At 72.4% G+C, this 16,232-nt stretch carries 15 protein-coding genes; 2 read left to right on the top strand and 13 right to left on the bottom strand.

Annotated elements, in window-relative coordinates:
* Positions 1–44: 44 nt before the first annotated feature.
* From ACQEVB_RS15260 to ACQEVB_RS15245, 4 genes are read right to left on the bottom strand one after another with little or no spacing between them, the layout of a single operon-like run.
* Entirely contained in the window at positions 45–2,210 is a 2,166-nt protein-coding gene (locus ACQEVB_RS15260) for a glycoside hydrolase family 36 protein (RefSeq protein WP_432970892.1), read from the bottom strand.
* Between the two features lie 23 nt (positions 2,211–2,233).
* Positions 2,234–3,073 (bottom strand): carbohydrate ABC transporter permease, encoded by an 840-nt coding sequence (locus ACQEVB_RS15255; protein WP_432970889.1) that lies wholly within the window; start codon positions 3,071–3,073, stop codon positions 2,234–2,236.
* A complete protein-coding gene (locus ACQEVB_RS15250) occupies positions 3,070–4,014 on the bottom strand; it encodes a carbohydrate ABC transporter permease (protein WP_432970886.1) in 945 nt (314 codons plus the stop codon). Before ACQEVB_RS15250 ends, ACQEVB_RS15255 begins: the two co-directional genes overlap by 4 nt.
* Complete coding sequence (locus tag ACQEVB_RS15245; protein ID WP_432970883.1) at positions 4,001–5,353, bottom strand: ABC transporter substrate-binding protein; 1,353 nt, start codon at positions 5,351–5,353, stop codon at positions 4,001–4,003. Before ACQEVB_RS15245 ends, ACQEVB_RS15250 begins: the two co-directional genes overlap by 14 nt.
* A 167-nt stretch (positions 5,354–5,520) precedes the next feature.
* On the opposite strand from ACQEVB_RS15245, the gene ACQEVB_RS15240 reads away from it, so the two are divergent.
* Positions 5,521–6,519, top strand: coding sequence for a LacI family DNA-binding transcriptional regulator (locus tag ACQEVB_RS15240; RefSeq protein ID WP_432970880.1), 999 nt, complete (start codon positions 5,521–5,523; stop codon positions 6,517–6,519).
* Between the two features lie 112 nt (positions 6,520–6,631).
* A complete protein-coding gene (locus tag ACQEVB_RS15235) occupies positions 6,632–7,219 on the top strand; it encodes a TetR/AcrR family transcriptional regulator (RefSeq protein WP_432970877.1) in 588 nt (195 codons plus the stop codon).
* Between the two features lie 8 nt (positions 7,220–7,227).
* Here the strand turns inward: ACQEVB_RS15235 and ACQEVB_RS15230 are convergent, their stop codons facing one another.
* From ACQEVB_RS15230 to ACQEVB_RS15190, 9 genes are read right to left on the bottom strand one after another with little or no spacing between them, the layout of a single operon-like run.
* Positions 7,228–7,893, bottom strand: coding sequence for a hypothetical protein (locus tag ACQEVB_RS15230; RefSeq protein ID WP_432970874.1), 666 nt, complete (start codon positions 7,891–7,893; stop codon positions 7,228–7,230).
* On the bottom strand, positions 7,890–8,372 hold the full coding sequence (locus ACQEVB_RS15225) for a hypothetical protein (protein WP_432970871.1): 483 nt from the start codon (positions 8,370–8,372) through the stop codon (positions 7,890–7,892). The genes ACQEVB_RS15230 and ACQEVB_RS15225 overlap by 4 nt, the downstream gene beginning before the upstream one ends.
* 8 nt (positions 8,373–8,380) lie before the next feature.
* Entirely contained in the window at positions 8,381–9,613 is a 1,233-nt protein-coding gene (locus tag ACQEVB_RS15220; RefSeq protein WP_432970868.1) for an MCE family protein, read from the bottom strand.
* Positions 9,610–10,755 (bottom strand): MCE family protein, encoded by a 1,146-nt coding sequence (locus ACQEVB_RS15215; protein WP_432970865.1) that lies wholly within the window; start codon positions 10,753–10,755, stop codon positions 9,610–9,612. Before ACQEVB_RS15215 ends, ACQEVB_RS15220 begins: the two co-directional genes overlap by 4 nt.
* Positions 10,752–11,945 (bottom strand): MCE family protein, encoded by a 1,194-nt coding sequence (locus ACQEVB_RS15210; protein WP_432970862.1) that lies wholly within the window; start codon positions 11,943–11,945, stop codon positions 10,752–10,754. Before ACQEVB_RS15210 ends, ACQEVB_RS15215 begins: the two co-directional genes overlap by 4 nt.
* Positions 11,942–12,976: an MCE family protein gene (locus ACQEVB_RS15205; protein WP_432980376.1), complete on the bottom strand. Its 1,035-nt coding sequence runs from the start codon at positions 12,974–12,976 to the stop codon at positions 11,942–11,944. The genes ACQEVB_RS15210 and ACQEVB_RS15205 overlap by 4 nt, the downstream gene beginning before the upstream one ends.
* A 5-nt stretch (positions 12,977–12,981) precedes the next feature.
* Complete coding sequence (locus ACQEVB_RS15200; RefSeq protein WP_432970859.1) at positions 12,982–14,016, bottom strand: MCE family protein; 1,035 nt, start codon at positions 14,014–14,016, stop codon at positions 12,982–12,984.
* Entirely contained in the window at positions 14,013–15,362 is a 1,350-nt protein-coding gene (locus ACQEVB_RS15195) for an MCE family protein (protein WP_432970856.1), read from the bottom strand. The genes ACQEVB_RS15200 and ACQEVB_RS15195 overlap by 4 nt, the downstream gene beginning before the upstream one ends.
* Complete coding sequence (locus ACQEVB_RS15190) at positions 15,359–16,228, bottom strand: MlaE family ABC transporter permease (RefSeq protein ID WP_432970853.1); 870 nt, start codon at positions 16,226–16,228, stop codon at positions 15,359–15,361. The genes ACQEVB_RS15195 and ACQEVB_RS15190 overlap by 4 nt, the downstream gene beginning before the upstream one ends.
* Positions 16,229–16,232 lie beyond the last annotated feature (4 nt).

Genomic DNA, 16,232 nt, shown 5'->3' with positions numbered 1-16,232 from the left:
CACAACGTCGTTCTCGACGCACCGGGAGTGGGTCGGGGGCGAGCTCAGGCGCGCGGCACCAGGCGGAGCAGCCGGGCGCTGGGCGCGTCGGGCAGCTGCACCTGCAGCGCGCCGTCCGCCCGCGACCAGGTCGCCGAGCCGTTGCCGCCCACCGGGTACAGCACCTCCACGTCGACGTCGCGCCCGGCGAACGCGGGGATCGGCAGCGCCGCGGTGTCCGCGCTCGATCCCGAGCCGCCGCGCCGCCAGACCTGCAGCAGCATCCCCTCGTCGTCGACGAGGCCGGCGGCGCACCACGCGTCGTACCAGCCGGGCAGGCCCAGCGGCCAGACGGGCAGGGCGTGCGGGATCCGGTGGCGCAGGGCCTTGTAGGTGTCCATCGCGGCGCGCACGGCGGCGCGCCCGGCCTCGTCGAGCAGGTCGATCCGGCCGGACAGGTGGACCCGCCCGAGCAGGGCGTTGACCAGCGTCAGGTCGTTGACGTCGGTGGTCCAGTCCGGCTGCGGGTAGGCCCAGACCGCGGACTGCTCCGGCGTGACCGACGCCGGCGCCGCCGCCGCGATCGACACGTACCGCTCGGGGTCGGTCTGGTCGCTCGTGGACTGGATGCTGTGCCGGGCGAGCTGGGCGTAGTCCACCCGCATCCCGCCGGACGAGCAGTTCTCCAACACCAGGTCGGGGTGCCGGTCGAGCACGCTGTCGATCCACGCGCTGTACGCCCGGTTGTGCCCCAGCAGGCCCGCGCCGGGACGGGCGCCGTCGACGTCCGTGCCCGCCCCGATGTTGATGTTGTAGTCGAGCTTGAAGTAGCCCACGCCGAACTCGGCGACGAGCCGGTCGACGGTCTCGTCGAGGTGCCGCACGACCGCCGGGTGGCGGAAGTCGAGCTGGTGGCGGCCGTTCTCGACGATCGGCACGCCGTCGCGGCAGAACAGCGCCTCGGTCGGCAGCCGGTCCAGCAGCGGGCTGCGCACGCCCACCACCTCGGGCTCCAGCCACAGCCCGGGGATCATGCCGGCCGCGGTGATCGCGTCGGTGACCTCGGCGAGCCCGTTCGGGAACCGCGACTTCGCCGGCAGCCACTCCCCGACCGAGTCCCACCACCCGGGCTCGTCGGAGTACCAGCCGGCGTCGATCACGAAGTACTCCGCGCCCGCCGCGGCGGCCGCCTCGACGAGCGGGAGCAGCCGCTCCGTCGTCGGATCGCCCATCAGGCAGTTCATGTAGTCGTTGAAGATCACCGGGCAGGCCGCGTTGTCGCCGTGCGGGCGCCGGATCTGCCGCCGGTAGCGGGTGATCTCGGCGAGCGCGCCGTCGAGCCCGTCCGTCGACACCGCCACCGCGACGGGCACGCTGGTGAACTCCGCACCCGGCTCGAGGACGACCTCCCACTCGTGGTCCTCCGCCGTCGGCCCGCTCATGCCGACGTAGAGCCGGCCCTGCCGGTCCAGCGCCTCCCACTGCCACGGACCGTTGTGCTCGAGCTGCCACGTCCAGGCCCGACCGGTGACGCGGTCGGTGATCGCGCCGGCGGGCAGGTGATCGCCGCTCGACCAGCTGCCGTAGCCGCGGACGGCGAAGTGCCCGAGCGAGGAGTCGTTGCCCTCCCCGATGCGCCCGATGTCGACGACGCCGGCGTCCTCCAGCGTCGTGCGGTGCCAGCGGAACTCGGCGTCCCACGCGTTGCGCGCGTGGTGCAGCTGCAGCCGCTTCGGCGCGTCGATGATGTCCTGGTCGGCGAACCCGGCGAGGGTGAACGACGAGACGTACCGGACGGCGACCGCGGCGCCGCCGCCGTTGCGCAGGTGCGTGGTCGCGCGGAACGCCGATGCGCCGGGGCGGTGCTCGAGCCGGGTGGTGACGACGACGCCGGTCTCGGGGTCCTGCTGCTCGACGGTCAGCACGTCGACGCCGCCGGAGCTGGTCGCCTCGTGCGAGACGTGCCGCAGCCGGCTCGAGGGCAGGTAGCGGCGGTGCTGCGCGTGCGGGCTCGCTCCCTTCCGCCCCTCGGTCCCCAGCCCGAGCTCGACGAGCGGCACCGTGTGCACGAGGTCGGTCGGCCACTCGGCGGCGTCGTCCCCCGGCTGCACGGACACCAACCGGACGGGTGCGTCCGCGCCGGCGAGCAGGCGGACGGCACCGGCGCCGAAGCGCCAGGTGATCCGGTCGGTCCCGGCCGTCGGGTCGACGGGCGCGAGCAGTTCTGACATGGAGGAGTCCTTCGCTGGTCGGATCACTTGAGGCCGGATTCGGCGATGCCGCGCACGAACCGTTTCTGGAAGGCGACGAAGACGGCGACGACCGGGATCATCGACAGCAGCGTGATCGCCATCATCTCGTCCCAGGGGTGGGAGAAGGTGCCGTTGAGGGAGGCGAGCCCCACCGAGATCGTGTAGTCGTTCGGGGTCTGGAGGGCCACGAGCGGCCAGACGAAGTCGTTCCACCGCCAGACGAACGTCAGGATCGTCAGCACGGCGATGAGCGGTCCGGACAGCGGCAGCACCACCCGCAGGAAGATGCGCAGCTCACCGGCCCCGTCCACGCGGGCGGCCTCGAGCAGCTCGTCCGGCAGGCCGGCGAGGAACTGGCGGGCCATGAAGATCGTGACGGCCTGGGCGGCGGTCGGCAGCACCACCGCCCACGGCGAGTTGACCATGCCCAGCTTCGACACGATCACGAACTCGGGCACCATGATCACGTGGATCGGCACCATGATGGTGACGAGCATCAGCGCGAACAGCGCGTCCCGGCCGCGGAAGCGGTACTTCGCGAAGGCGTAGCCGGCGAGCAGGCTCACCGCCACCGTCAGCACGACGCCCGCGACGGCGATCACCGCCGAGTTGAGCAGCCACTGCGCGACCGGCTGGTCGGTGAACGCCCGGCCGAAGACGCCGAGGTCGACCCGCTCCGGCCACAGCCGGAACCCGGTGCCCTGCGCCAGCCCGCCCGGGCTGATCGCCGTGACCAGCACCCAGTACACCGGGAACAGCATCACCAGCCCGCCCAGCACGAGCAGGGCCCAGACGAGCCAGCGCCCTGCGGTCATCCGGTCGCGTCGCGAGATCGTGGTCATGCGAGGTCCTCCGAACGCCGGGCCAACCGGTTGCGCAGGAGCGTCAGCGCGAGCAGGGCCAGCACGAGCACGACCCCGATCGCGGAGGCGTAGCCCATGCGGCCGTCGGTGAAGGCGGCCCGGAACACGTACTGCACCAGCACCGTGGTGGCGAAGCCCGGCCCGCCACCTGTCAGCACGTAGATCACGTCGAAGGCCTGGATCGAGAACACCACGTTCAGCACGACGAGCAGCGACGTCGTCGGCGCCAGCAGGGGCCACACGATCCGCGCGAACCGGCTCCACGGCCCGGCCCCGTCGATCTCGGCGGCCTCCAGCAGCGCGGGGTTGATGTTCTGCAGCGCCGCCAGGTAGGTGACCATGCAGAACCCGATCCGGCCCCACACCACGGCGAGGACCAACGTGATCATCGCCCAGTTCGGCGAGCTCAGCCAGCCCACGCGGGGCAGCCCGAGCTCCTCCAGCGCCGCGTTCGCGATGCCGTTGTCGGCGTTGAAGATCCACGCCATGACGAGCGACACGGCCACCCCGGAGATGACCATCGGCAGGAAGTAGAGGCTGCGGATCAGCCCACGCCCGGGCAGGTGCCGGTTGAGCAGCACCGCGAGCAGCAGCCCGATCGCCGTGCTCGTGGGCACCGTGCCGATGGTGAACACGAGCGTGTTCTGCACGGTGGTCCAGAACAGCAGGGTCGTGACCAGCTCGGTGTAGTTGTCGACGCCGGCGAACCGGCCGCCGCCGAAGACCGCGACGTCCTGGAAGCTCAGTACCACCGAGATCGCGATCGGCAGGAACGCGAACACCGCGAACAGCAGCAGGCTCGGCGCGATGAACAGCCACGGCGTCGCGCCATGGCGCCGGCGCGGCCGCGCGCGGTGCGCGGCCGGCCGCCGGTCGGTCACGGGGACGACCGGCTCCGCCACCAGCTCAGGCAGCGGCATTGCGGATTCCGTCGGAGATCGAGCGGGCCGTGTCGGCCGGCGTCTTCTGCCCTGTCCAGCACAGGTCGAGCTCGTCGGCGAGCACCTGGTTGATCGCGTTGAAGTTCGGCGCGGTCTGCACCTTCGCCATCGACTCCGGCACCGTCGTGGCCTGCTCGGAGAACAGCGCCATCTGCTTCTGCTGCGACTTGTACGAGAGCGGCTGCTTCGTGAGCGACGTCCGTACGGGCAGGAACAGGTCGTTCTCGCAGAAGTAGCGCATGTTCTGCTCGTTGCACACGAACTGGATGAAGTCCGCGGCGACGGCCGGGTTCTTGCACGTGGCCGTGACGGCGAGCAGGTTGCCGCCGAGGTCGGACGCCGCGGACTTCCCGCGCGGCATGTAGGTGATGCCCCACGACTCCTGCGGCAGCCCCTTGGAGACGTCCGACATGATCCAGTCGCCGAAGATCATCATCCCGGCCTGGCCGGTGATGAACGAGTTGACGGTCGACGCGTCGTTCGAGCCCTTCACCGTGTTCGACATCGGGATCAGGCCCTCGGCGTAGAGCCGCTGGAACCAGGTGAGGGCCGCGACGCCCTCGGGGCTGTCGATGGCCGGGGTCACGCCGTCGTCGGCGACGAGCCGGCCGCCGTGCATGTAGAGGAACGGCAGCCAGCGGTAGCCGGTGGGGACGCCGCCGAACCCGTAGGACAGCGCGTACGCGCCGGTGGCCTTCTTGACCTCGCGAGCGATGTCGACGAACTGATCCAGCGTCCACGCCTGGTCGAGGCTGGCCGGCGGGGTCACGCCGATCTTCGAGAACACGTCGGTGCGGTAGAACGTCGCGAACGTGTCGGTGTGCTGCGGGATGCCGTGCACCTTCCCGTTCAGCTGCGCGGCCGACCAGAAAGTCGGGCCGAAGTCGGCGCCGTAGTTCGGGGCCAGGTAGTCGTCGAGCGCGACGACGCCGTTGTTCTTCGCGTAGCGCCCGATCTGCTGCCAGGTGATGCGGATGATGTCGGGTGCGCTGCCGCCGGCGAGCTGGGTGGTGAACCACTGGTTGAAGTCGCCGCCCGGGGTCTCCCGCACGGTGATGTTGACGTTGGGGTGGGTCGCCTTGTAGTCGGCGGCGAACTTGCGGTAGGTCTCGATGTCCAGCGGGATCTGCCACGACGAGAGCACCAGGTCGGCCCGCGCGTCCGGGCCGGCCGCCGCGCCGCCACCACCGCTGCCGCACGCGGCGAGCAGGGAGCCCGCGCCCACCGCGGCGGCGGCGGTCGCGCCGTAGCGGAGGAGCTTCCGGCGGGAGAGGGACGAGCGGTCGACGCCGGCGGATACAGGGGTGCGGTCAGACATGGCAGCTCTCCGTTGAGGCTCGCGATCCTCCGATGTGATCGTTCACATCGCATGGCGCGAGCAGTGTGAACGTTCACACCGGGTATCGTCAAGGCCCTCGGCACAAGAAGGAGCGCATCCGCGTGGCACATTCCTGGCAGGCGCAGAGGTCGGCGTCGCGACCGTCGATGACCGACGTCGCGCGCGCGGCCGGCGTCTCCTACCAGACCGTCTCGCGGGTGATCAACGAGAGCGATCGCGTCCATCCGGACACCCGCGCCCGCGTGCAGGCCGCGATCGACGAGCTCGGCTACCACCCCAACAGCGCGGCTCGCGCGCTGGTCACCGGGCGGGACTCGACGATCGCCGTCGTCGCGTCCAACACCAGCCTGTACGGCTACGCGCGCACGCTGGAGGGGATCGAGGACGCGGCGTGGAGCGCCGGCTACACCGTGCACATCACCGTGCTCCAGTCCCCCGACCACTCCGACCGCGTCGACGCCGTCGAACGGCTGCTGTCCCAACCGCACGCCGGGCTCATCGCCTTCACCCAGGACGACCTGGCCAGGGCAGCGGTGGAGCGGGTGCCGCCGCGCACCCCGACCGTCACCGCCTTCGGCACCGGGGTCGGCGACCGCGGCCACGTGATGATCGACGAGCAGGCCGGCGCCGAGGCGGCCACGCGCTACCTGCTCGACCTCGGCCACCGCACCGTCCACCACGTCGCCGTGCCCCCGCTGCTGCCGTCGGGCCGGCTGCTGGGCTGGCGCACGGCGCTGGAACGGGCCGGCGCACCGGTGCCGGAGCCGCTGGAGGTGAACTGGACGCCCCGCTCCGGCTACGAGGCGGGCGCGCAGCTGGCCCGGCGGTCCGACGTGACCGCCGTGCTGGCCGTCAACGACGACGTCGCCACCGGCATCGTGCGGGCGGCCATGGACATCGGCCGGGACGTGCCGGGCGACCTGAGCGTGGTCGGCTTCGACGACACCCCCCTCGCTGCCTACGTGCGGCCGTCGCTCACCACCGTCACGCAGGACTTCCTGGAGCTCGGGCGGCGCGCGTTCGCGCTGCTCCACGCCCAGCTGGAGCAGGGCACCCCGCCGCCGACGTGCGTCCGGCTGCCGGCGGAACTGGTGGTCCGGGAGAGCAGCGGGCCCCCGCGGGGACCGGACACGGCCGAGCGGTAGCCGAGCTAGCGCTTGGGCACCGTCGGGGGATACTCGGCGCATGCCAGCTCCCAAGCGCGCGACCGCGGGCCGTTCGACCAAGCCCCGCTCGCGAGCAGCGCAGGACAGCAACGTGAGCTCCGAGCGCCGCCAGGCCCTCGTCCAGATCGCGGCCGAGCTCTTCGCCGAACGCGGCTTCAAGGCCACCACCGTACGCGAGATCGGCGACGCCGCCGGTGTGCTGTCCGGGAGCCTGTACTACCACTTCGACTCCAAGGAGATGATCGTCGACGAGATCCTCTCCAGCTACCTCGACAGCCTCTTGGCCAGCTACCGGGAGATCGTCGAGCGCGACTCCGATCCCGAGACCCGGCTGCGCGACCTCGTCGAAGCCGCGTTCGTCTCGCTCGGTCCGCACCGCGCGGCCATCACCGTGCTGCAGAACGAGCGCAACTACCTCTCCCAGCTCCCCCGCTTCGCCTACCTGGCGAAGGCCGACAACGACGTCCGCCGGCTGTGGATCAAGGTCATCGAGGACGGGATCGCGGCCGGCGTCTTCCGCGCCGACCTCGATCCCACGATCATCTACCGCTTCCTGCGCGACTCCGTCTGGGTCGCCGTCCGCTGGTTCACCCCCACCGGACGGCTCACCGCCACCCAGCTCGCCGACCAGTACCTCACCCTCATGCTCGACGGGCTGAAGGTGCCGGCCGCCGGCTGAGCAACCGTCTACAGGACCGTGATGTCCTCGATCAGCCAGGCGCCGTCGTGCCGCCCGGCCGTGACCGACAGCTGGCTCGCGCCCGAGTCGTGCGCGCCGTCCCCGGTCTGCACGATCTGCTGGTCGACGAACACGAGCGCCACCGCGCGATCGCCGCGCAGCTCGGTCACCCCGATCGAGCGCACGGACGTGGTGAGCACCAGCCGCCGGGCCTGCGCCTGCGCCACGACCTGCGCGTACAGGTCGTCGTACTGCTGCACGGCGCGTCCGACGAGCACCTGCCGCGCGGCCGTGCGGGTCCGGTCGACATCGCCGTAGTCGTAGCTGAACGCCGACTCCACCGCCGTGCGCACGGCCGCGGTGACGTCGCGCGTGGTGGCGATGTCGGTGAGCGCCGTGTTCGCCGCGCCGCCGGCGCGCAGCCCGCGCGCCTCGACGGTCGACCACACCGCCAGTGCCGCAGCCACCACCGTCACGGCGACGAGCACCGCGGACGGCACGCGCCGGTGCAGCGGCGGCCGCGCCGGCGACGGCTCCTCGGCGGCGGCGACCTCCGGCTCGACCTCCACCTCCGGCTCGACCGCGACCTTCCGGTCCCGCACACCCGCGACCCGCACCCGGCGCACCGGCTTCGGGGCGCTGCGGGTGCGGACCGCCCTGCGCAGGCCCGTCACGTCGAGAGCCCCACGACGTCGACCTCGCTGAGCAGCCATCCGTCGGGTGTGCGGGTGAGCGCGGCGGCGAGCCGGGTGCGCTTCGTCGCGACCTGCCCGTCGGCCGTCGTCACGCGCACCTCCAGGGCGGCGAGCAGCCGCGCGGTGCCCGCCGCGCGGTCCAGCTCGGTGACGGCGGCCTGCAGCGGCCGGGCGGTCGAGCTCGTGCGGGCCGCCTTGGCGGCCGTCACGGTCTGCTCCCGCTGCTTCCGCAGCTGCGCGAGCAGCGGCCCGGTGGCGTTGCGCTCCCAGCGGTCGGCCGCCGCGTCGGCGTCGTCGGAGGCGATCGTGTTCAGCTCGACGAGCGCCCGCGAGCCGGCGTCCAGCACCAGGTCCCTGGCCTGCGCGGTCGCCACCGCCGGGGAGGTGGCGGCCTGCCACCACAGGAGGCCGCCGGCGATCGCGGCGACCACCGCGACCCCGGCCACGAACGGGAGCACCCTCCGGATCACGGCAGGCCCAGCAGCTGCGCGAACGTCGTGGCGCCGCCGTGGTCCATGACGCCGACCGTGCCGGGCACCTGTCCCGCCACCGGCGCCTGCCCCGACCCGCCCGCGGTGGCCGGCGCGCGCACCTTCCCGCCCGACGGGGCGTTCTGGGAGCCGCGCACGCTGGTCGGGCTCCCGTGCGGCTCGGCGCAGTGCACGTCGCTGTTGACGGCCACGTCCGCGAAGTCGTCCGCCCCGCGCTGGACGGTGCCTTCGTAGCCACGGGTGCACGAGGGCGGATCGAAGAAGTCGAGCACCAGCCCGAGGTGCCCGCGCCCGTCCGGTGCCGTGCCCGGGGTGAACGCGTTGATCACCGGGAACGCGACGAGCAGCTCGGTGAGCGCGTCCGTGCGGGTCACGGTGACCTGCGAGACGGTGAGCAGGTTCGCGATCACGACCGACAGGTCCGACCCGGACGTGCGCAGCAGCTCCTGCACCTCACCCGCGACCGGCGGCCCGGCCGCGATGATCCGCCGCAGGTCCGGGTCGGACTCCTTGAGCTGCTCCGCGATCCCCTGCAGGCCGCGGCTCAACTCGAGGACGTCGCTGGACTGCTGTTCCTGCGTCGCGAGCACGGTGCGGGCGTCGGCGAGCAACCCGGTCGTCTGCGGCAGGTGCTCGGTCGCGGTCGCGGTGAGCGCGCCGGCGCCGTCCAGCAACCGTTGCAGGCCGGGACCGGTGCCGGCGAACGCGGTGCCCAGCTCGTCGACGACGGTGCGCAGCGACTCGACCGGCACGCTCGTGACCAGCCGGTCCACGCTGGCGAGGGTCTCCTCGGCGCGCGGCGGCAGGCTGGTGCGCGCGACCGGGATCGTCGATCCCTCGGCCAGGTACGGCGCGGTGTCGGCGTCGGGCCGCAGGTCCACGTACTGCTCGCCGATGGCCGACCGGTTGGCGACCACCGCCCGCGTCGCCGCCGGGATGCGCGGCGCCGAGTCGTCGATGAGCAGCTCGGCGTCGACGCCACCGGGCGTCACCCGCAGCTCCTCGACGCGCCCGACGGCCACGCCGCGGTAGGCCACCTCCGAGTTCTCGAAGATCCCACCGGAGTCGGCGAGCTGCACGGTCACCCGGTAGCCGCCGGTGCCGAACAACCGGTTGAGCCCGGCGTAGTCGCCGCCGACGTACGTGATGCCGACGGCCGCGATCAGCATGAACACCACGAGCTGCACGCGCATCCTGGTGGTGATCATGACGAACCGCCCAGCAGGTCGCCGAGCACGCCGGGCACCCCGCCGCCCTCCCCCGGTTCGCGCTTCCCGCTCGGTGCCGGCGGCAGCAACCCCGGCAGCCCACCCCCCAGCGCGTCCGGCAGCGCCACGGGTGGCTGCGACGAGCGGCTGAGGTTGCCCAGCGTGGTGCTCAGGTCGAGGTCGATGCGGACGTCGGTGTTGAAGAAGTCGCCCTTCAGCGACTCCATCGCGTAGTCGGGGAACGGGTAGGTCAGCACGAACTGCAGCGACCGCGGCAGGTCGCTGCCGGCCTCGGCGAGCTTCTGCAGGGTCGGGGCGAGGGCGCGCAGGTCGGCGACCAGGTCGTCGCGGCTGCGGTGGATCGTGTCGACGGCGACGTCCGAGAGCCGGTCGAGCGCTTCGAGCATGCCCACCAGCTGCGTCCGTTGCTCCTCGATGGCGTCGATGCCCGGCCCCAGCTCGTCGATGGCGGTGGCGAGGTTCCCGGTCTGCCCGGCGAGCGCGTCGGACAGGTGCGCCAGCCCGTCGATCGCGCGCACGATCGTCGCCTTCTGCCCGTCGAGCTGCTCGATGAGCTGGTCCAGGCGGCCCAGCAGCGACCGGATCTGCGGCTCGTTGCCGTCCAGCGCCTGGTTGACCTCGCCGACGATGTCCTGGAGATGCGCGACGCCGCCCCCGTTCAGCAGCATCGACAGCGCACCCAGCACCTCCTCGACCTCCGGGTTGCGGCTCGTGCTCGCCACCGGGATGACCGCGCCGTCGCGGAGCACGTCGCGCGGCGGCTCGCCCAGCGGGTCCGCGATCTCGACGTACTTCTCGCCGAGCAGGCTGGACTGCCGCAGCTCGGCCCGGGCGTTGGCGGGCAGCTGGACGTCGCCGTTGACGACGACGTCGACGGTCGCGACGGAGTTGTCGGGCGCGAGCGCGATGCCGTCCACCCGCCCGATCGCGACGTCGTTGTGCTTGACGCTGGCCTGCGGCACCAGGTCAAGGACGTCGCCGAACTGGACGGTGACCCGGTACGGCCGCGCGCCGAGGTCCGCGCCGCCGGGCAGCGGCGCGTCGTAGAGGCCCCTGAATCCACCCGTCCCGCAGCCGGCGAGCAGGAGCACGGCGGCGGTGACCGCGACGAGCCGCCTCATCGCGTGCCGCCCGTCAGCGCGTCCACCAGCGGCAACGGCAGCGGCGGCGGCTTGCCCTGCTGCAGTGCACCGAGGAGCTGCTCGACCGTGGGCAGCGGCAGGGTGCCGTCGAGGATGGGCGCGAGCTTCCCGCAGGTGGCGGTGACCGCGGGCGGCACCACCGTCGGGGTGCCGCGCTGCACCAGTGCGCAGAGCAGCAACGTCGGGGAGAGGGCGAACTCGGCGAAGTCACCGCGCACCGCCACCGAGCCGGACGCGGCGTCGTAGGCGTTGATGAAGTTGGTGGCGCCGAGCGGGGCCACGTCGATCACCTCGGCCAATGCGGCCCGCTGGTCGACGAGCGCCTTCGTGATCCCGGTCAGTCGTTCCACGTTGGACGCGACGAGCTCGCGGTTGTCGGCGATGAACCCGTCGACCTCCTCCAGCGCGTCGGCCAGTGCGTGCAGGGACGCCCCCACCTGCTCCCGGTCGTCCGCGAGCGCGCCCGTCACCGAGGCGAGGCGCTTCTGGAACTGCCGGATCTGGTCGTCGCTCTCGGCCAGGGTGGCGGTGAACTTCTGCAGGTTGTCGATGGTGGCGAACAGGTCGCCGCGGGAGTCCGACAGCGTGCCCGCGAGCTGCCCGAGCCGGGTCATCGCCGTGTTGAGGTTCTCGCCGTTGCCGTCGAGGTTGGCGGCGGCGGTCTGCAGCACGTCCGAGAGCGCGCCGGTCGCGTTCGCGCCGCCGGGGCCCAGCGCCTTCGACAGGTCGTCGATGCTCCCGAGAAGCTCGTCGATCTCGACGGGGATCGCCGTGCGCTCGCGCGGGATCACCGTGCCCGACGGCATCGCCGGCCCGTCGACGTAGGCGGGGGTCAGCTGCACGTACCGGTCGCTGACCAGGCTCGGCGCCACCACGACCGCCGAGGCGTCCGGCGGCACCGGCACATCGTCGACCGTCAGCTCGACGCGCACCACGCCGCCCTCGGGCACGACGGCGTCGACCCTGCCGACCTGGATGCCGAGCACGCGCACCGCCGAGCCGGGGTAGAGCCCCACGGCCCGGTCGAAGAACGCGGTGATGCGGGTGCCGCCCGACCCGCCCGACACGACGTGGACGACGGCCGCGACCAGCACCGCGAGCACGGCCACGAGCGCGACCGTGCGCGCCGGGCCGGCCGGGATCCGGCGCCCGAGCAGCGGCCCGGTCATCGGTGACCGCCGGTGATCGGGAACTCGCCGGTGTCCGGCGGCGGGCAGCCACCGGGGTTGATCTGCAGGGCGCCGGCGTTGACGGTCGGCGGGAGCAGCCCGCACAGGTAGCCGTCGAACCACCGGCCGTTGCCCACCACGTTGTTGAACGCTCTGCTGTACACCGCCATGGCGGCGATCGAGCGGGACAGGTTGTCCTGGTTGCGCTGCAGGAGCTCGGTGACCTTGTCGAGCTGCTCCAGCGTGGGCCGCAGCTGCTCCCGGTTGTCGGCGACGAGCCCGCGCAGCTCGTCGGCAAGGTGCTGGGTGCCCTCCAGCAGCGCGGTGATCGCCCCGCGGCGGCGCTGCAGCTCGTCGAGCAGCAGGGTGCCGTCGGAGATCAACCGGGCCACCTCGCCGTTGCGCTCGGCCAGCACCCCGCTGACGTTGTTCGCACTGGCGAGGAGGCTGGCCAGCTCCTGGTCGCGGGACGCGACCGACTCCGCGAGCCGCGACAGCCCGGTCATGGCCGCCCCGACGTGCTCGGGGGTGTCGGCGAACGTCTTCGAGAGGGTGTCGAAGCTGCGCGCCAGCTGCTGCGTGTCGATGCCCTCGACGGTGGTGGCGAGCTTGCCGAGCGTGTCCGGGATCTCGAACGGCGTGCTGGTGCGCTCGACGGGGATCGGCACCGCCGGGTCCTGCCTGCCCTGCCCACCTCCCGTCAGCGCGAGGAACTTGTCGCCGAGCAGCGTCCGGATCTCGATCGACGCGCGGCTCGCGTCGCCGACGCGCACGCCGTCGACCCGGAACTCCACGCGCACGCGTCCCCGGTCCAGCTCGACGTCGGTGACCTTGCCGACCTGGACACCGGCCACCTTGACCTGGTCACCGGGGACCAGTCCCGCCGACTCGACGAAGTACGCGGAGTACCCGGTGCCGCCGCCGATGAACGGGAGGTTGTCGGCGTAGAACGCGCCGGCCGACGCCAGCGCGATCGCCGCGATCGCCACCGCTCCCACTGCGGCCTGGTTCCGCTCCCTCAGCGGCTTGATCGAGATCACGGGCCGCACCGCGGGGCCATCGAGGTGGTCGGGAACGGCATGAAGGGCACGGTGATGCCCAACGAGTCGATCGACACCGTGCCGTCGATCTTGCACAGGTAGAAGTTGAACCAGCTGCCGTAGCTCACCGTCCTGGTCAGCGCGTTCAGCTTCGGGGCGAGCCCCTTGAGCACGCGGTCGACCTCCGGGGCGTCCGCGTTGAGGTTGGTCGACAGGTCGCCGAGCGCGGCGATGTCGTCGTGCAGCGCCGGGCGCACCTCGCCCAGCAGGCCGGCCGTCGTCTTCGTGAGGTCGCCGAGCGCCTCGATGGCGTGCCCGATCGGCTCCCGCTGCCCCGCCAGCCCACTGACCAGGCGCTGCAGCGACACGATGAGGTCCGACAGCTCCGGCGAGCGGACGCGCATCGTCGTGATCACCGTGTCGAGGTTCGTGATCACCTTGCCGATCGCGGCGTCCCGGTCGGCGATCGTCGACGTCAGCGACGCCGTGGAGGCCAGCAGGCTCTCGATCGTGCCGCCCTCCCCCTGGAAGACCTGGATGATCTCGAACGACAGCTTGTTGACGTCGGCCGGCGACAGCGCCCGGAACAGCGGCTGGAAGCCGTTGAACAGCTCGGTGAGGTTCAGCGCCGGACGCGTGCGGGCCACCGGGATCGTGCCGCCCGGGTCGAGCCGCGGCCCCCCGACGGCGTCGAGCCCGCCGAGCGCGAGGTAGCGCTGCCCGATGATGTTGCGGTACTTGACGGTCGCGGTGACCCCGGCTGGCAGCGTCCGCGCGGCGTCGACGTCGAAGCGCACGGACGCCAGCGAGTCGTCGAGCACCTCCAGCGACGCCACCTGCCCGACCTTGACGCCGCGGATGCGCACGTCGTCGCCCACGTCGAGGCCCGACGCGTCGGTGAACACGGCGGTGTAGGAGGTCGTGGAGCCGAGGTCGGTGTTGGCGATCGTGGCCGCCAGCACGGCCGTGAGCAGCACCGTCACCACGGCGAAGACCGCCAGCCGGATCCCGGGACCGAGGACGCTCCTCATACCAGCGTCACCTCCGTCCCGCGCAGCAGCGGCCCGACGAGCAGGCCCGCCCACGACGGCACATCGGCCGGCATGACGCCCAGCGCGGGGGCCATCAGCAGGGCGATCAACCGGCGCTCCGCCTCACCGGAGCTGCTCGTCCACGCAGCCGGTTCGGCCGTCGGCGGGGTGACCGGCCCGAGGCCGGGCAGCAGGTCCGGATCGGGGGTGGTGCGGGACGGCGGGGGCTTGGTGGAGCCGTCCTCGATCGGGCCGCCCGGCGGGTACTGCGGGAACGTGCCCGGCGGCACCGCCTTGTCGTAGCAGCGGGGGCCGCGGTCGTCGCCGTACGCCGGGTCGTCGACGCCGGGGCGGTACTTCCCCCGCCCGGCCGAGATCTCGATGGTGATCTTCTGCAGCTGCGGGTGCTCGCTGCCCTTGCCGAACACCGTCTCGGCCGCGGGGATGCCCTCCACGAGCTGCCGGAACAGGCACGGGTACTCAGGGGCGTAGCGCGCGAGCACCTCCAGCGTCGACCGCGACGTGGCGGACAGCGCGATCAGGTTCTCGCGGTTGACGTCGAGGAAGCTGCCCAGGTCGTCGCTCGCGGCCGTGACCTCGGCATAGAACTCGCGCAGCTGGTCGCCCTGCTCGGCGAACGTGTCCGTCGTGGTGGTGAGGTCGGCGAGCGCGGTCAGCAGGTCGGGGACGGCCTTGGCGTAGGTGTCGGAGACCGGCCCGAGGTGGTCGAGCGTGGCGAGCAGGTCCGGCGTCGACGGGGCGAACTTCTCCAGGTAGGAGTCCAGCGCGACCAGCGTGTCGCCGAGCTGCGCGCCGCGGCCGTCCAGCGCCTCGGCCAGCGCGTTCAACGTGACGGCCAGCTTGTCCGGCTCCACGGCCTGCAGCAGCGGGAGCACGTGGTCGAGCACCTGCTCGACCTCGATGGCCGTGCGGGTGCGGTCCTGGCCGATCACGTCACCGTCGGCGATCGCGGCCGCGGCGGGGTCGTCGGGCAGCTGCAGCGCCACGTACCGCTCGCCGAACAGGGTCTTCGGCAGCAGCCGCGCCGCGACGTTGGCCGGCACGAGCTCGACCCGGTCTGGCCGCAGCGCGAGCTCCAGCGCGGCGCCGCGCGAGGTCGGCTCGACCGCCCGCACCTCGCCGACGACGACGCCGCGCACCTTCACGTCGGCGCCCGGGCGCAGCTGGCTGCCGATCCGGTCCGTCTCCAACCGGACGCTCACCGCCGAGGTGAACGCCTTGTTGTAGATGCCCACCGCCGTCGCCACGAGCAGCGCCACGACCAGCAGGAACACGATGCCCAGCACCTGGTAGCGCAGCTTCGACCCCTGCTCGTAGCGGATCATCCGGCGATCCGCACCGTCGTCGTCGAGCCCCAGATGGCGAGGCTGAACAGGAAGTCGGCCACGGCCACCAGCACGATCGACGTCCGCACCGCGCGACCCACCGCCACGCCGACGCCGGCCGGGCCACCGCTCGCGGTGTAGCCGTAGTAGCAGTGGGTCAGGATCACCACGATGCTGAACCCGATCACCTTCACGAACGACCACAGCACGTCTTCCGGGGGCAGGAAGAGGTGGAAGTAGTGGTCGTAGGTGCCGGCGGACTGCCCGTAGAACCAGACCGTGGTCTGCCGCGAGGCGAGGTAGGCGGCCAGCAGCCCGACGACGTACAGCGGGATGACAGCCACGAACCCGGCGACCACGCGGGTCGCCACCAGGTAGGGCATGCTGCGGACGGCCATGACCTCGAGCGCGTCGATCTCCTCGGAGATGCGCATGGCGCCGAGCTGGGCGGTGAAGCCGCAGCCGACGGTCGCCGACAGTGCGAGACCGGCGGAGAGCGGGGCCACCTCGCGGGTGTTGAAGTACGCGGAGATGAAGCCGGTGAGGGCCGCGGTGCCCAGCTGGTCGAGCGCCGAGTAGCCCTGCAGGCCGACGATGGCGCCGGTGAAGAACGTCATGCCGATCATCACGCCGAGCGTGCCGCCGATGACGGCGAGGCCCCCTGCACCGAAGCTCACCTCGGTGAGCAGGCGCAAGGTCTCGCGCGGGTAGCGGCGGACCGCGCGCGGGCCGGCCGCCACCGCGCGGCCGTAGAACGAGAGCTGCCAGCCCAGGTCCGCGAGCGCCGTCGCCCGCCGATCCGCGGCACGGAGGGCCCGCCACCCCAGCGAGCGCCGGCTGACGGGCGAGATCGGGGTCCCGGTCATCCGC

The organism is Pseudonocardia sp. CA-107938 (genome assembly GCF_050936315.1).
In the GTDB taxonomy this organism is placed as follows: Bacteria; Actinomycetota; Actinomycetes; order Mycobacteriales; family Pseudonocardiaceae; genus Pseudonocardia.
The sequence above is the reverse complement of the archived record's forward strand: the minus strand, read 5'-3'. Positions and strand labels throughout refer to the sequence as shown.

What these genes read in the sequence shown, in the direction of transcription:
- ACQEVB_RS15260 (WP_432970892.1), bottom strand. Translation starts at nt 2,210, where the DNA reads ATGTCAGAACTGCTCGCGCCCGTCGACCCGACGGCCGGGACCGACCGG.
- ACQEVB_RS15255 (WP_432970889.1), bottom strand. Translation starts at nt 3,073, where the DNA reads ATGACCACGATCTCGCGACGCGACCGGATGACCGCAGGGCGCTGGCTC.
- ACQEVB_RS15250 (WP_432970886.1), bottom strand. Translation starts at nt 4,014, where the DNA reads ATGCCGCTGCCTGAGCTGGTGGCGGAGCCGGTCGTCCCCGTGACCGAC.
- ACQEVB_RS15245 (WP_432970883.1), bottom strand. Translation starts at nt 5,353, where the DNA reads ATGTCTGACCGCACCCCTGTATCCGCCGGCGTCGACCGCTCGTCCCTC.
- ACQEVB_RS15240 (WP_432970880.1), top strand. Translation starts at nt 5,521, where the DNA reads ATGACCGACGTCGCGCGCGCGGCCGGCGTCTCCTACCAGACCGTCTCG.
- ACQEVB_RS15220 (WP_432970868.1), bottom strand. Translation starts at nt 9,613, where the DNA reads ATGATCACCACCAGGATGCGCGTGCAGCTCGTGGTGTTCATGCTGATC.
- ACQEVB_RS15215 (WP_432970865.1), bottom strand. Translation starts at nt 10,755, where the DNA reads ATGAGGCGGCTCGTCGCGGTCACCGCCGCCGTGCTCCTGCTCGCCGGC.
- ACQEVB_RS15210 (WP_432970862.1), bottom strand. Translation starts at nt 11,945, where the DNA reads ATGACCGGGCCGCTGCTCGGGCGCCGGATCCCGGCCGGCCCGGCGCGC.
- ACQEVB_RS15200 (WP_432970859.1), bottom strand. Translation starts at nt 14,016, where the DNA reads ATGAGGAGCGTCCTCGGTCCCGGGATCCGGCTGGCGGTCTTCGCCGTG.
- ACQEVB_RS15195 (WP_432970856.1), bottom strand. Translation starts at nt 15,362, where the DNA reads ATGATCCGCTACGAGCAGGGGTCGAAGCTGCGCTACCAGGTGCTGGGC.
- ACQEVB_RS15190 (WP_432970853.1), bottom strand. Translation starts at nt 16,228, where the DNA reads ATGACCGGGACCCCGATCTCGCCCGTCAGCCGGCGCTCGCTGGGGTGG.